Source organism: Caulobacter sp. AVps18, from assembly GCF_058681425.1.
The window spans coordinates 2,814,556-2,828,148 of record NZ_CM178737.1; the positions used below are offsets into that span (position 1 = coordinate 2,814,556).

General features: G+C 62.6%; 25 protein-coding genes. All 25 read left to right on the top strand.

What is annotated here, in order from left to right; all coding sequences use genetic code 11:
• Window positions 1-5: 5 nt before the first annotated feature.
• Window positions 6-764: a 50S ribosomal protein L3 gene (rplC, locus tag ACW179_RS12805; RefSeq protein WP_492059887.1), complete on the top strand. Its 759-nt coding sequence runs from the start codon at window positions 6-8 to the stop codon at window positions 762-764.
• Window positions 764-1,402, top strand: a complete 639-nt coding sequence (rplD, locus tag ACW179_RS12810) for a 50S ribosomal protein L4 (protein ID WP_492059888.1) — start codon at window positions 764-766, stop codon at window positions 1,400-1,402. The genes rplC and rplD overlap by 1 nt, the downstream gene beginning before the upstream one ends.
• Complete coding sequence (locus ACW179_RS12815) at window positions 1,402-1,698, top strand: 50S ribosomal protein L23 (RefSeq protein WP_419251732.1); 297 nt, start codon at window positions 1,402-1,404, stop codon at window positions 1,696-1,698. Before rplD ends, ACW179_RS12815 begins: the two co-directional genes overlap by 1 nt.
• Window positions 1,699-1,702: 4 nt before the next feature.
• Complete coding sequence (gene rplB / locus ACW179_RS12820; protein ID WP_492059889.1) at window positions 1,703-2,542, top strand: 50S ribosomal protein L2; 840 nt, start codon at window positions 1,703-1,705, stop codon at window positions 2,540-2,542.
• A 3-nt stretch (window positions 2,543-2,545) separates the two neighbouring features.
• Window positions 2,546-2,824, top strand: coding sequence for a 30S ribosomal protein S19 (gene rpsS / locus ACW179_RS12825; protein WP_492059890.1), 279 nt, complete (start codon window positions 2,546-2,548; stop codon window positions 2,822-2,824).
• Between the two features lie 3 nt (window positions 2,825-2,827).
• Window positions 2,828-3,208, top strand: a complete 381-nt coding sequence (gene rplV / locus ACW179_RS12830) for a 50S ribosomal protein L22 (protein WP_012285670.1) — start codon at window positions 2,828-2,830, stop codon at window positions 3,206-3,208.
• Window positions 3,208-3,957, top strand: a complete 750-nt coding sequence (rpsC, locus tag ACW179_RS12835) for a 30S ribosomal protein S3 (RefSeq protein WP_419251729.1) — start codon at window positions 3,208-3,210, stop codon at window positions 3,955-3,957. Before rplV ends, rpsC begins: the two co-directional genes overlap by 1 nt.
• Window positions 3,958-3,969: 12 nt before the next feature.
• The gene (rplP, locus tag ACW179_RS12840) at window positions 3,970-4,410 is read left to right on the top strand and encodes a 50S ribosomal protein L16 (RefSeq protein WP_419251728.1); all 441 of its coding nucleotides are present in this window, start codon (window positions 3,970-3,972) and stop codon (window positions 4,408-4,410) included.
• Window positions 4,407-4,601 (top strand): 50S ribosomal protein L29, encoded by a 195-nt coding sequence (gene rpmC / locus ACW179_RS12845; RefSeq protein WP_035049361.1) that lies wholly within the window; start codon window positions 4,407-4,409, stop codon window positions 4,599-4,601. The genes rplP and rpmC overlap by 4 nt, the downstream gene beginning before the upstream one ends.
• A 10-nt stretch (window positions 4,602-4,611) precedes the next feature.
• A complete protein-coding gene (gene rpsQ, locus ACW179_RS12850) occupies window positions 4,612-4,851 on the top strand; it encodes a 30S ribosomal protein S17 (RefSeq protein ID WP_492059891.1) in 240 nt (79 codons plus the stop codon).
• Between the two features lie 18 nt (window positions 4,852-4,869).
• Entirely contained in the window at window positions 4,870-5,238 is a 369-nt protein-coding gene (gene rplN, locus ACW179_RS12855) for a 50S ribosomal protein L14 (protein ID WP_035049365.1), read from the top strand.
• On the top strand, window positions 5,238-5,552 hold the full coding sequence (rplX, locus tag ACW179_RS12860) for a 50S ribosomal protein L24 (RefSeq protein ID WP_062145544.1): 315 nt from the start codon (window positions 5,238-5,240) through the stop codon (window positions 5,550-5,552). The genes rplN and rplX overlap by 1 nt, the downstream gene beginning before the upstream one ends.
• Entirely contained in the window at window positions 5,545-6,102 is a 558-nt protein-coding gene (gene rplE, locus ACW179_RS12865; protein WP_492059892.1) for a 50S ribosomal protein L5, read from the top strand. The genes rplX and rplE overlap by 8 nt, the downstream gene beginning before the upstream one ends.
• A gap of 21 nt (window positions 6,103-6,123) precedes the next feature.
• A complete protein-coding gene (gene rpsN, locus ACW179_RS12870) occupies window positions 6,124-6,429 on the top strand; it encodes a 30S ribosomal protein S14 (protein ID WP_035049371.1) in 306 nt (101 codons plus the stop codon).
• A 10-nt stretch (window positions 6,430-6,439) separates the two neighbouring features.
• Window positions 6,440-6,838 carry a 30S ribosomal protein S8 gene (rpsH, locus tag ACW179_RS12875; protein ID WP_062145548.1) on the top strand — a complete coding sequence of 133 codons (399 nt, stop codon included), beginning with the start codon at window positions 6,440-6,442 and terminating at the stop codon, window positions 6,836-6,838.
• Between the two features lie 17 nt (window positions 6,839-6,855).
• Entirely contained in the window at window positions 6,856-7,389 is a 534-nt protein-coding gene (rplF, locus tag ACW179_RS12880; protein WP_492059893.1) for a 50S ribosomal protein L6, read from the top strand.
• A gap of 3 nt (window positions 7,390-7,392) precedes the next feature.
• Window positions 7,393-7,749: a 50S ribosomal protein L18 gene (gene rplR / locus ACW179_RS12885; RefSeq protein WP_099445948.1), complete on the top strand. Its 357-nt coding sequence runs from the start codon at window positions 7,393-7,395 to the stop codon at window positions 7,747-7,749.
• A 10-nt stretch (window positions 7,750-7,759) separates the two neighbouring features.
• The gene (rpsE, locus tag ACW179_RS12890; RefSeq protein ID WP_062145554.1) at window positions 7,760-8,365 is read left to right on the top strand and encodes a 30S ribosomal protein S5; all 606 of its coding nucleotides are present in this window, start codon (window positions 7,760-7,762) and stop codon (window positions 8,363-8,365) included.
• A 3-nt stretch (window positions 8,366-8,368) separates the two neighbouring features.
• On the top strand, window positions 8,369-8,554 hold the full coding sequence (gene rpmD / locus ACW179_RS12895; RefSeq protein WP_492059894.1) for a 50S ribosomal protein L30: 186 nt from the start codon (window positions 8,369-8,371) through the stop codon (window positions 8,552-8,554).
• Between the two features lie 159 nt (window positions 8,555-8,713).
• Entirely contained in the window at window positions 8,714-9,199 is a 486-nt protein-coding gene (rplO, locus tag ACW179_RS12900; RefSeq protein ID WP_492059895.1) for a 50S ribosomal protein L15, read from the top strand.
• A 300-nt stretch (window positions 9,200-9,499) separates the two neighbouring features.
• Entirely contained in the window at window positions 9,500-10,855 is a 1,356-nt protein-coding gene (gene secY / locus ACW179_RS12905; RefSeq protein WP_492059896.1) for a preprotein translocase subunit SecY, read from the top strand.
• A 124-nt stretch (window positions 10,856-10,979) separates the two neighbouring features.
• Window positions 10,980-11,549 (top strand): adenylate kinase, encoded by a 570-nt coding sequence (locus ACW179_RS12910; protein WP_492059897.1) that lies wholly within the window; start codon window positions 10,980-10,982, stop codon window positions 11,547-11,549.
• Between the two features lie 173 nt (window positions 11,550-11,722).
• Complete coding sequence (rpsM, locus tag ACW179_RS12915; protein WP_492059898.1) at window positions 11,723-12,091, top strand: 30S ribosomal protein S13; 369 nt, start codon at window positions 11,723-11,725, stop codon at window positions 12,089-12,091.
• A 12-nt stretch (window positions 12,092-12,103) separates the two neighbouring features.
• The gene (rpsK, locus tag ACW179_RS12920) at window positions 12,104-12,493 is read left to right on the top strand and encodes a 30S ribosomal protein S11 (protein WP_492059899.1); all 390 of its coding nucleotides are present in this window, start codon (window positions 12,104-12,106) and stop codon (window positions 12,491-12,493) included.
• Between the two features lie 75 nt (window positions 12,494-12,568).
• Window positions 12,569-13,585, top strand: a complete 1,017-nt coding sequence (locus ACW179_RS12925; RefSeq protein ID WP_062145568.1) for a DNA-directed RNA polymerase subunit alpha — start codon at window positions 12,569-12,571, stop codon at window positions 13,583-13,585.
• Window positions 13,586-13,593 lie beyond the last annotated feature (8 nt).

Consider the following 13,593-nt stretch of genomic DNA (forward strand, 5'->3'; position numbering starts at 1 on the left):
ATCTTATGACTCTCCCCGCTCAACGCACAGGCGTTATCGCCAAGAAGCTGGGTATGACCCGCTTCTTCGACGAAGCTGGCCAGCACATTCCTGTCACCGTCCTCTCGCTCGACGGCTGCCAGGTCACCGCCCAACGCACCCAGGACAAGGACGGCTACACCGCCCTTCAACTCGGTGCTGGTGCCAAGAAGCCCAAGAACACTCCCAACGCCATGCGCGGCCACTTCGCCAAGGCCTCGGTCGAACCCAAGCGGGTTGTCGCCGAGTTCCGCGTCGAGGAAGCTGCCCTGATCGAGGTGGGCGCGGAAATCACCGCCGACCACTTCCTTGCCGGCCAGAAGGTCGACATCCAGGGCGTGACCGTCGGTAAGGGTTTTGCCGGCGCCATGAAGCGCTGGAACTTCGGTGGTCTGCGCGCCACCCACGGCGTCTCGGTCTCGCACCGTTCGCACGGCTCGACTGGCCAGCGCCAGGATCCGGGTCGTACGTTCAAGGGCAAGAAGATGGCCGGTCACCTGGGTCAGGAAACCGTCACCACGCTGAACGTCACCGTCTGGAAGGTCGATGTCGAACGCGGCCTCATCCTGATCAAGGGCGCTGTCCCCGGTCACGAAGGCTCGTACGTCAAGGTTCGCGACGCGATCAAGAAGGCCGCTCCGGCCGACCTGCCGCGTCCGGGCGCCTTCCGCAAGGCTGGTGAGGCTTCGGCTGAAACCCCCGCTGAGGAAGCCCCTGCGGCGACGACCGAAGAGGGCGAAGGCTAATGAAACTCGACGTCATCAATCTGGACGGCGGCAAGGCCGGCTCCGTGGATCTCGACGACGCCATCTTCGGCATCGCTGACATCCGTGGGGACATCCTGCAGCGCGTCATTACCTGGCAGCTGGCCAAGCGCCGCTCAGGTAACCACAAGATTCAGGTCCGCAACGAGGTCTCTCGTACGGGCAAGAAGATGTACAAGCAAAAGGGCACCGGCGGCGCTCGTCACGGTTCGCGCCGTGCGGCACAGTTCGTCGGCGGCGCCAAGGCTCACGGCCCTGTCGTCCGCAGCCATGCGTTCGATCTTCCCAAGAAGATCCGCGCCATGGCCCTGCGTCACGCCCTGTCCTCGAAGGCCAAGGCCGGCTCGCTGATCGTGCTGGACAACGTCGCTCTGACCGATCCGAAGACGGCCGCCCTGCGCGCCACCTTCGACAAGATGGGCCTGAAGAACGCCCTGGTCATCGCGGGTCCGGAAGTGGACGGCAACTTCAAGCTCGCCGCCCGCAACATTCCGAACATCGACGTGCTGCCGAACGCCGGCCTGAACGTCTATGACGTGCTGCGTCGCCACACCCTGGTCCTGACCAAGGACGCGGTGGAAGCGATCTCGGCCCGTTTCGCTGAGAAGGAAGCCGCGTAATGGCCGCTACCGCCCGCCACTACGACACGATCCTGTCGCCGGTGATCACCGAGAAGGCCACCCTGCTCAGCGAGCAGAACAAGGTTGTCTTCCGGGTGTCCGCCGATGCGTCCAAGGACGAAATCGCCGCCGCAGTCGAAGAACTGTTCAAGGTCAAGGTCACCAAGGTCAACACCATGGTCACCAAGGGCAAGACCAAGCGCTTCCGCGGCATCATCGGACGTCGTTCCGATGTCAAAAAAGCCATCGTGACCCTGGCCGAAGGCCAGTCGATCGACATCACGACGGGGCTCTAATCAGATGGCCTTGAAGCACTTTAACCCGACCAGCCCAGGCCAGCGCGGCCTGGTCCTGATCGACCGTAGCGAGCTCTACAAGGGTCGTCCCGAGAAGAAGCTCGTTGAAGGCCTGACCAAGTCGGGCGGTCGCGGCGGCAATGGCCGTATCGCTGTCCGCTTCCGCGGCGGCGGCGCCAAGCGTCTGTACCGCCTGGTCGACTTCAAGCGTCGCAAGCAAGGCGTGGCTTCGGTTGTTCGTATTGAATACGACCCCAACCGCACCGCGTTCATCGCCCTGATCAAGTATCAGACCGATGGTGAGCTGGCCTACATCCTGGCCCCGCAGCGCCTCAAGGTTGGTGACGAAGTCGTCACCGCCGACAAGGTCGACGTGAAGCCGGGCAACACCTCGCCGCTGCGGACCATGCCAATCGGCACGATCATCCACAATGTCGAGCTGAAGCCCGCCAAGGGTGGCCAGATCGCCCGTTCGGCTGGTGCCTATGCCCAGCTGGTCGGTCGTGACGCCGGCTATGCCCAGATCCGCCTGAACTCGGGCGAGCTGCGCATGGTCCTCGACACGTGCCTGGCCACTGTCGGTGCCGTCTCCAATCCCGACCACATGAACGAAAACCTCGGCAAGGCCGGTCGTGTTCGTCACATGGGTCGTCGCCCCCACGTTCGCGGCGTCGCCATGAACCCGGTCGACCACCCCCACGGTGGTGGTGAAGGCCGGACTTCGGGCGGTCGTAACCCGGTCACCCCGGCCGGTAAGCCGACCAAGGGTGCCAAGACCCGCGTTAACAAGGCCACGGATAAGTTCATCATCCGTTCGCGCCACAAAGCGAAAAAGGGCCGCTAAGCCATGACCCGCTCCGTCTGGAAAGGCCCGTTTGTCGACGGGTACCTCCTGAAGAAGGCCGACAACGCTCTGTCGTCGGGCCGCAAGGACGTCATCAAGACCTGGTCGCGTCGCTCGACGATCATGCCGCAATTTGTCGGCCTGACCTTCGGCGTCCACAACGGCCTCAAGCACGTCCCCGTGATCGTGTCGGAAGACATGGTTGGTATGAAGTTCGGGGAGTTCGCTCCCACCCGGAACTTCCCCGGCCACGCCGCCGACAAGAAGGCGAAGAGGAAGTAGGCCATGAGCCAAGCTAAACAACCTCGCCGCCTGCCGGCCAACGAAGCGATGTGCAAGGTACGTACCCTGCGCACCAGCGCTCGTAAGCTGAACCTGGTCGCTCAGTCCATTCGTGGCCTGAACGTCCAGCGCGCTCTCAACGAGCTCGAATTCAGCCACAAGCGCATCGCTCAGGACGTCCGCAAGGCGCTGTATTCGGCGATCTCCAACGCTGAAAACAACCACAACCTCGACATCGACTCGCTGGTCGTCGCCGAGGCCTATGTGGGCAAGAACCTGGTGATGAAGCGCTTCTCGCCGCGTGCGCGCGGTCGGGCTACGCGCGTTGAAAAGCCGTTCTCCGAGATCACCATCGTGGTCCGCGAACTGGGTGAGGCCGCCTAATGGGTCAGAAAGTCAATCCGGTCGGGCTTCGGCTCGGCATCAACCGCACCTGGGACAGCCGTTGGTTCGCCGACGGTGCCCAGTATGGCAAGCTTCTGCATCAGGACATCGCTGTCCGTAAGATGCTCAAGAAGCGCCTTTATCTGGCTGGCGTTTCGCGCATCATCATCGAGCGTCCCCACAAGAAGTGCCGCGTGACGATCTATGCCGCCCGTCCGGGCGTCATCATCGGCAAGAAGGGCGCTGACATCGACAAGCTCCGCAAGGACCTGTCGATCATGACGGAAGGCGAGGTTCACCTGAACATCGTCGAAATCCGTAAGCCTGAAACCGACGCCCAGCTGGTGGCCGAGTCCATCGCCCAGCAGCTCGAGCGCCGGATTGCCTTCCGTCGCGCCATGAAGCGGTCGATCCAATCGGCCGTCCGTCTTGGCGCCAAGGGCATCCGCATCAACGTGTCGGGCCGCCTCGGCGGTGCTGAAATCGCGCGGATGGAATGGTATCGCGAAGGTCGCGTGCCGCTCCACACCCTGCGCGCCGACATCGACTACGGTTTCGCGGAAGCCAAGACCACCTACGGCATCATCGGCGTGAAGACCTGGATCTTCAAAGGCGAAGTGCTGGAGCATGACCCGATGGCGCTCGACAAGCGTCTCGCCACCGAGTCCGGCCCTGCCGGCGAAGGTGGTGGGCGTGAGCGCGGCGATCGTCCCGACCGGGGCGACCGCGGCCGTCGCGATCGGGGCTAAGGATAGAGCGCTATGCTGTCACCGAAAAAAACCAAGTACCGCAAGCAGTTCAAGGGGCGCATTCATGGCGTTTCCAAGGGCGGCACCCTGCTGAACTTCGGCTCCTACGGCCTCAAGGCCGTTGAGCCGGAACGCATCACCGCTCGCCAGATCGAAGCGGCTCGTCGGGCGATCACTCGCCAGATGAAGCGCCAAGGTCGCGTGTGGATCCGCATTTTCCCCGACGTGCCGGTCACCGGCAAGCCGGCTGAAGTCCGGATGGGTAAGGGCAAGGGCGCCGTCGATCACTGGGCCGCTCGCGTGGCTCCTGGTCGCATCATGTTCGAAATCGACGGCGTGCCGGACGATGTCGCTCGCGAAGCCCTGCGCCTCGGCGCGGCCAAGCTGCCGATCCGTACCCGTGTCGTCACCCGCATCGACGCCGGTGCGGCTCTGGAGGCCGAAGCGGCATGACCAAGATTGCTGACATCCGGGGTATGACGCCCGACCAACTCGCCGAGCAGCTGCTCAGCCTCAAGAAGGAGCAGTTCAACCTGCGCTTCCAGGCGGCGACCGGTCAGGTGGAAAAGACCCACCGCGTTGGTGAGATCCGCAAGGATATCGCCCGCATCAAGACCGTGCTGCGCGCCAAGGCCGCGGCTTAAGGAGAACGATATGCCCAAGCGTATCCTCGAAGGGGTTGTCGTCTCCGATAAGGGCGACAAGACCGTAGTGGTTAAGGTTGAACGGACCATCGTTCACCCGCTTCTGAAGAAGATCGTGCGCCGCTCCAAGCGGTACCACGCTCATGACGAAGTCAACGCGTACAAGACCGGTGAATCCATCAAGATCATCGAGTGCGCTCCGAAGTCCAAGCTGAAGACCTGGGAAGTACTTCCCAAGGCTTCGGCTTAAGTCTGGAAGGTTTGAACCATGATCCAGATGCAAACTAACCTGGAAGTCGCCGACAACTCCGGCGCTCGCCGGGTCATGTGCATCAAGGTGCTGGGTGGCGCAGGTCGTCGCTACGCCAGCGTCGGTGACGTGATCGTCGTGTCCGTGAAGGAAGCCATTCCTCGCGGTCGCGTGAAGAAGGGCGACGTGCTTCGCGCTGTCGTCGTTCGTGTCAACCAAGGCATGAAGCGCAAGGACGGATCGCTGATCCGCTTTGACAAGAACGCCGCGGTCATCGTCAACAAAGCGAGCGAGCCGGTCGGCACGCGGATCTTTGGCCCGGTTCCCCGTGAACTGCGCGCCAAGAACCACATGAAGATCATCTCCCTCGCCCCCGAGGTGCTGTAATGGCTGCCAAGATCAAGAAGGGCGACCGCGTTGTCGTCCTGGCGGGCAAGGACAAGGGCAAGCAAGGCGCTGTGTCCCAGGTTCTCCCCAAGGAAAACCGCGTTGTCGTGGAAGGCGTGAACCTGGTTCAACGCCACACCAAGGCGACGCAGGCCGATCCGCAAGGCGGCATCAAGAGCAAGGAAGCCGCGCTGCACGTTTCGAACGTCGCCATCGTGGACTCCAACGGCAAGCCCACCCGCGTCGGCTTCAAGATTGAAGGCGACAAGAAGGTGCGCGTGGCCAAGACCACGGGCGAGGTGATCAATGGTTGATCAAGCTTACGAGCCGCGGCTGAAGTCCGAATATCGCGCGCGCATCCGCGCCGCTTTGAAGGAACAGTTCGCCTATACGAACGAAATGCAGATCCCCAAGCTGGACAAGATCGTCCTGAACATGGGTATCGGCGAGGCTGTCGCTGACTCCAAGAAGGCCCAGACCGCGCTGAAGGATCTGATGGCCATCGCGGGTCAGAAGCCTGTGGCGACCAAAGCCCGTAAGTCCATCGCCGGCTTCAAGCTGCGCGAAGGCATGGTGGTCGGCGCCAAGGTGACCCTCCGCAAGGACCGGATGTACGAATTCCTCGACCGCCTGGTCACGATCGCGCTGCCGCGCGTGAAGGACTTCCGCGGCCTGAACGGCAAGAGCTTCGACGGTCGTGGCAACTACGCCATGGGCCTGAAGGAGCACCTGGTGTTCCCGGAAATCAACTATGACCAGATCGAACAGATCTGGGGCATGGACATCATCGTCTGCACCACTGCGAAGACCGATCAGGAAGCCAAGGCTCTCCTGAAGGAATTCCAGTTCCCGTTCACGAATTAAGAGCGGGCAGGGAAACACACCATGGCCAAGAAAAGCGCCGTCAATCGTAACGAGATGGTCAAGACCCTCGTCAAGCAATTCGCCGACAAGCGCGCTGCGCTCAAGGCGATCGCCAATGACGAGAGCCTGCCGCTCGAGGATCGCTTCGAAGCTCGTCTGAAGCTCGCGAAGCTGCCGCGTAACTCCTCCGCTGTTCGCATTCGTAACCGTTGCGAAGTCACGGGCCGTCCGCGCGCCTATTATCGCAAGCTGAAGATGAGCCGTATCGCGCTCCGCGAGCTCGGCTCGTCGGGCCAGATCCCCGGCCTCGTCAAGTCGAGCTGGTGAGGACGATCATATGTCGATGAACGATCCCCTGAGCGACCTGATCGCTCGCATCAAAAACGCCGCCACGCGCAAGCGCGCCAAGGTTGCGACGCCGGCTTCCAAGCTGCGCGCCCGCGTCCTGGACGTGCTGGCCGACGAAGGCTACATCCGCGGCTACTCGCTGGTCGAGAAGCCCGGTGCGTTCCCCGAATTCGAGATCGAGCTCAAGTATTTTGACGGTGAGCCCGTGATCGCTGAAATCGCACGCGTGTCCAAGCCGGGCCGCCGCGTCTATTCGTCGATCAAGGACCTGAAGCCGATCAAGAACGGCCTGGGCATCTCGATCCTTTCGACGCCGAAGGGCGTCATGTCGGACTCCGCCGCACGCGACGCTAATGTCGGTGGCGAAGTCCTCTGCCGCGTCTACTAGGCGAGGGAGAGAAAAACATGTCACGGATCGGTAAGAAAGCCGTCGAAATCCCCTCGGGCGTGAACGTCACGATCGATGGGCAGACGGTCACGGTGAAGGGCCCCAAGGGGCAACTCGCCTGGACCATCGCCGACGAGATCGTCGTCACCCAGGAAGGTTCCGACCTCCTGCTGACGGCTCGCGATGAAAGCAAGCGCGCCAAGTCGATGTGGGGTCTGTCCCGCACGCTGGTCGCCAACATGGTGCACGGCGTCACCACCGGCTTTGAGGAAACCCTCGAACTGGTGGGCGTTGGTTACCGCGCGGCGATGAAGGGCGATGCGCTCTCCATCCAGCTCGGTTTCAGCCACGATGTGAACGTCGAGGCTCCGGCCGGCGTTACCTTCGCGGTGCCCAAGCAGACTGAAATCAAGATCGCCGGCGCTGACAAGCAGGCGGTTGGCGAGATTGCCGCGAAGATTCGCCGCATTCGTCCGCCCGAGCCCTACAAGGGCAAGGGTGTGCGTTATGCCGGCGAAAAGGTTCGCCGCAAGGAAGGCAAGAAGAAGTAAGCCATGGCGCTCTCACCTCGCGAATCCGCCGTGCGTCGTGCCCAACGCACCCGCACCCGCCTCAAGGCCCTGTCCAACGGTCGTCCGCGTCTCACGGTTTTCCGTTCGTCCAAGAACATCTACGCCCAGATCATCGATGATGAGCGCGGCGTGACCCTGGCCTCGGCCTCCACCCTCGAGGGTGAAGGCAAGACCAAGGGCGCGGACAAGGACGCGGCCGCACTGGTCGGCAAGCTCGTTGCCGAGCGCGCCATCGAAAAGGGCGTCAAGGACGTCGTCTTCGATCGCGGCGGCTACATCTTCCACGGACGGGTCAAAGCCCTGGCCGACGCCGCGCGCGAAGCCGGCCTGAACTTCTAGGGGAAACATCATGGCTCGTGGTGACCAACAGCGCGGTGAAGGCGGTCCTCGTCGTGACCGTCGCGACCGCAACGCCCCCGAAGAGCGGGTCGACAGCGACATCGTCGAAAAGCTCGTTCACATCAACCGCGTCGCCGCCACCGTTAAGGGCGGCCGTCGCTTCAGCTTCGCTGCTCTGATGGTCGTTGGCGACCAAAAGGGCCGCGTCGGCTTCGGTCATGGCAAGGCGCGTGAAGTGCCGGAAGCCATCCGCAAGGCGACCGAAGAAGCCAAGAAGACCATGGTTCGCGTTCCCCTTCGGGAATCGCGCACCCTGCACCACGACGGCTACGGCCGTTGGGGCGCAGGCAAGGTCATGATGCGCGCTGCCCCTCCCGGCACCGGCGTCATTGCCGGTGGTCCGATGCGCGCGGTTCTCGAAACCCTGGGCGTCCAGGACGTCGTGGCCAAGTCGACGGGTTCTTCGAACCCGTACAACATGGTTCGCGCCACGTTCGAGGCCCTGAAGGTTCAATCGTCGCCCCGCCAGATCGCCGCCAAGCGCGGCAAGAAGGTTGGTGACATTCTCGGCCGCCGCGCCGACGGAGCTTCGGCTCCGGACGCCATCGAGGGCTAAGACATGGCTGAAGCTAAAACCGTCAAGGTTCGCCAAACTGGCAGCCCGATCCGCCGTAACGCTGTCCAGCGCGCAACGCTGGCTGGTCTGGGTCTCAACAAGCTGGGGCGCGAGTCCGAGCTTGAAGACACCCCTTCGGTTCGCGGCATGATCCGGAAGGTCCAGCATCTGCTGGAAATCGTCGAGTAGTTCTGCTACGAGACGCGCAAATCGCCACCCCGGTGAAAGCCGGGGTGGTTTTCGTTTGGCGTTCGGGCTCCTGCCGAAGCGTCGACGAGCCCCAGAGACTACTGTTTTCAAAGCCGAGTCTGGCTTTCGCCAGGCGCAGATCTCCAAGGAGAGGCACATATGACCAAGCTGAATGAACTCGCACCGGCACCCGGTTCGACCAAGGGCCGCATGCGCGTTGGCCGTGGCCCGGGCTCGGGCAAGGGCAAGACCGCCGGTCGCGGCGTCAAGGGCCAGAAGGCGCGTTCGGGCGTCGCCATCGCCGGCTTCGAAGGCGGCCAGATGCCGCTCCACATGCGTATGCCCAAGCGCGGCTTCAACAACCCCTTCCGTCTCGAGTTCGCTGAAGTGAACCTGTGGCGCCTGGAGCAGGCTGTTGAAGCTGGCAAGCTGAAGGCCGGCGCTGACGTCTCGGTGGCCGATCTGGTCGCTGCCGGCGTGATCCGCCGCGAACTGGACGGCGTGAAGCTGCTGGGCAAGGGCGAAATCAAGTCCGCCCTGAAGCTGACCGTCTATTCGGCGACCGAAGCGGCCATCAAGGCCGTTGAAGCCGCCGGTGGTTCGGTGACCGTGACCAAGAAGGTCAAGGTCGAAGCCGAAGCCTAGTCCATAGAAACTGTCATCCCGGCCAAGCGCGTCGCGCGCCGTGCCGGGACCGCGGCAAACGCCGATGTTTCCGGTGGTCCTTACTCTTCGCCTTCGCGATGATCAGGATGACAGTTCTTTTCGAGGCTCGCCGTGACATCACGGCGGGCCTCACCTATTTGTGGCTCCTGTTCGAGCCTGCCCTTTTCAAATTTCCATTGAAAAGGATAAGCAGGCGCGAAATCTAATTTTCAGAGCGAGGTGGCCGCCGAACCCGGTATCCATTTTCGGCTATCTCGCTCTTGAGTCGTGGGGAATTGAATGGCCTCGGCCGCCGAACAGCTTGCTGCCAACATGAATTTCGCGTCGTTCCAAAAGGCGACCGAACTTCACAAGCGTATCTGGTTCACGATCATCGCCCTGATCGTCTTCCGCCTGGGCACCTATGTGCCGATCCCTGGCATCGATCCTGCCGCCTTCGCCAACGCCTTTGCGGGCCAGTCGAAGGGCATCCTGGGCATGTTCAACATGTTCTCGGGCGGTGCCGTCGAGCGGATGGCGATCTTCTCGCTGAACGTCATGCCCTACATCAGCGCCTCGATCATCGTGCAGCTGATGGGCTCGGTGTATCCGCCGTGGGAGAAGCTCAAGAAAGAGGGCGGCGAGGCCGGCCGCAAGACGCTTAACCAGTACACCCGCTACCTGGCAGTGGTTCTGGCCGTCGTGCAGTCGTTCAGCATCGCGGTGGGTCTGCAAAGCCAGCCTGGCATCGTGGTCGAAGGTATCGCCCCGGCGTTCTTTATCGCGTCCACGGTCGTGGCCCTGACCGGCGGAACCCTGTTCCTGATGTGGCTGGGTGAGCAGATCACCAGCCGCGGTGTGGGTAATGGCGTTTCGCTGATCATCTTCGCCGGCATTGTGGCGGCCCTGCCGCGCGGCATCGGCCAGCTGCTGGTGCAGTCGCAGACCTCCGGCAACTACATGCCGCTGTTCATGATCGTGATCCTGGCCGTTGCGGCGGTCTGGGCGATTGTTTTCATTGAGCGCTCGCAGCGCCGCTTGCTGGTCCACTATCCCAAGCGGCAGCAGGGCAATCGCATGATCGGTGGCGACACCTCGTTCATGCCGCTGAAGATCAATACGGCCGGCGTCATCCCGCCGATCTTCGCCTCAAGCCTGCTACTGTTGCCGACCACGGCGATGGGCTTCCTGGCGACCGCCACCTTGCCCACCTGGGCGGCCTGGCTGCCTGGCACGGTCGGCGCGCTCCAGCACGGTCAGCCGGCCTTCATGCTGCTGTACGCGGCCCTGATCATCTTCTTCTCGTTCTTCTACACCTCCGTGGTGTTCAATCCGGAAGAGACGGCCGAGAATCTGCGCAAGTATGGCGGCTTCCTGCCCGGCATACGCCCTGGCAAGCGCACGGCCGAATATCTCGACTATGTGCTGACCCGCCTGACGGTGATCGGCGCGGCCTACATCACCGCGATCTGTATTGTGCCGGAACTGATGATGTCGGCTCTGGGTGCCACCCAGTTTGCCCTGGGCGGTACGTCGGTGCTGATCGTGGTGACGGTGACCATGGACACCGTGGCCCAGATTCAGTCCCACCTGCTGGCGCACCAGTATGAGGGGCTGATCAAGAAATCCAAGCTACGGGGCGGCCGGGGTCGCTAGAGGTCTAATAGCTGCGGAAGCCGGTTTGTAACAAACCGGCTTCCGTTTTTTCTGTCCCGGCTCTAGGTCTGCTGGGGGAAAGACGACCGGGCGAAGACTCGGCATCGCGCGAAGAGGGGCACTGATGAACCTGGTTTTGTTCGGACCGCCGGCGGCGGGGAAGGGGACCCAGGCCAAGCGACTCGTCACTGAGCGCGGCATGGTCCAGCTTTCAACGGGCGACATGTTGCGGGCGGCAATTGCTTCTGGCTCCGAGTTGGGAGCCCGGGTGAAGGGGGTTCTGGATCGCGGCGACCTGGTGACCGACGAGATCGTCATCGCCCTGATCGAGGATCGGTTGCCCGAGGCGGAAGCTGCCGGCGGCGCTATCTTCGATGGGTTCCCTCGCACGGTCGCCCAGGCCGAGGCGCTGGACAAAATGCTTTCCGCTCGCGGACAGAAGATCGACCTCGTCCTCCGACTCAAGGTAGACGAACCAGCCTTGGTGGAGCGGATCTCAAAGAGGTTCGCCGAGCAGGGCAGGCCAGATGACAATCCCGACGTGTTCGTGACCCGTCTGGCGGCCTACAATGCCCAGACTGCGCCTCTGCTGCCCTACTATGAAGGGCAGGGGAAGCTGACGGAGCTGGATGGCATGGCGCCTGTGGAAGCAGTCGCGGCCTCGATCGACTCGGCGCTCTCGGGCGTGGAGTGAGACATTTTCAATTCGTTGATTTTCGACGGATTCAACCATTGACGGCGGCGCAACGATCCCTATAACGGGGCGCTTCCGCGAAAGGGCGCGATCTGTGCGCGCCGGACTGGGTCGAAAGACCGGGCCGGGCGCGCCGTTCGCGTCTTTAGTGCGTGACTAGGAGAACATTAGACGTGGCCCGTATCGCAGGCGTCAACATCCCGACGAACAAGCGCGTTTTGATCGCGCTTCAATACATCCATGGCATTGGCCAGAGGTCCGCTCGTGAAATCGTCACGAAGGTGGGCATCGATGACACCCGCCGGGTCAACCAGCTGACCGACGCAGAAGTCCTGCAGATCCGTGAAACGATCGACAAGGACTTCACCGTCGAAGGCGACCTGCGCCGTGAAAATTCGATGAACATCAAGCGTCTGATGGACCTGGCCTGCTATCGCGGCCTGCGTCACCGTAAGGGCCTCCCGGTCCGCGGTCAGCGCACGCACACGAACGCTCGCACCCGCAAGGGTCCGGCCAAGCCGATCGCCGGCAAGAAGAAGTAAGGTAGCCTGACGATGGCCAAGGAAACGGGTCGCGTTAAAAAGCGCGAACGCAAGAACATCACCTCGGGCGTGGCGCACGTGAACGCCTCGTTCAACAATACCATGATCACCATCACCGACGCCCAGGGGAACACCATCTCCTGGTCCAGCGCCGGCGCGATGGGCTTCAAGGGTTCGCGCAAGTCGACCCCGTACGCCGCTCAAATGGCTGCGGAAGACGCGGGCAAGAAGGCTGCCGAGCACGGCGTGAAGACCCTCGAGGTCAACGTGTCGGGTCCGGGTTCGGGCCGTGAGTCGGCTCTGCGCGCCCTTCAGGCTGCAGGCATGACCATCACGACGATCCGCGACGTGACGCCGATCCCGCACAACGGCTGCCGTCCGCCCAAGCGTCGTCGCGTCTAGTACTTTTAAGACACAATTCTCCTTCGCCGGCTGCGCAAAACGCGGCCGGCGAGCCGCGTTCAAGGGATCGACCACGTGATCGAAAGAAACTGGAACGAGCTGATCCGTCCTGAGAAGCCGCAAATCGAGACTGGCGCCGACGCGACCCGCAAGGCGCGGATCGTGGCTGAGCCTCTCGAGCGTGGCTTCGGTGTGACGCTCGGCAACGCTCTGCGCCGCGTCCTGCTCTCCTCGCTTCAGGGCGCCGCCGTTACCGCCATCCAGATTGATGGCGTCGTACATGAATTCTCCTCGCTCGAAGGCGTCCGCGAAGACGTCGTCGACATCGTTCTGAACATCAAGCAACTGGCCGTGCGCATGCACGCCGAGGGCCCGAAGCGCATGACGCTCCGTGCCACCGGCCCCGGCCCGGTGACTGCGGGTCAGATCGAAACGCCTTCGGACATCGAGATCCTGAACCCCGACCACGTGCTCTGCACGCTGGACGACGGCGCCACTGTGCGCATGGAGTTCACGGTCAACACCGGTAAGGGCTACGTCCCGGCCGACAAGAATCGTCCCGAAGATGCGCCGATCGGCCTGATCGCCGTCGACGCCCTGTACAGCCCGGTCAAGCGCGTCGCCTATCGCGTTGAGCCGACCCGTCAGGGCCAGTCGCTGGACTATGACAAGCTGATCCTGGAAGTCGAAACCAACGGCGCCGTCACTCCGGTGGACGCCGTGGCCTACGCCGCCCGGATCCTGCAAGACCAACTGCAGATCTTCATCACCTTCGAAGAGCCCAAGGCCAAGTCGGCCGACGAGGCCAAGCCTGAGCTGCCGTTCAACCCGGCGCTCCTGAAGAAGGTCGATGAGCTGGAACTGTCGGTTCGTTCGGCCAACTGCCTGAAGAACGACAACATCGTCTACATCGGCGATCTGATCCAGAAGACCGAAGCCGAGATGCTGCGCACGCCGAACTTCGGCCGCAAGTCCTTGAACGAAATCAAGGAAGTGCTGGCTGGCATGGCGCTGCACCTGGGCATGGACGTGCCGAACTGGCCGCCCGAAAATATCGAAGACCTGGCCAAGAAGTTCGAAGACCAGATCTAAGACAACTA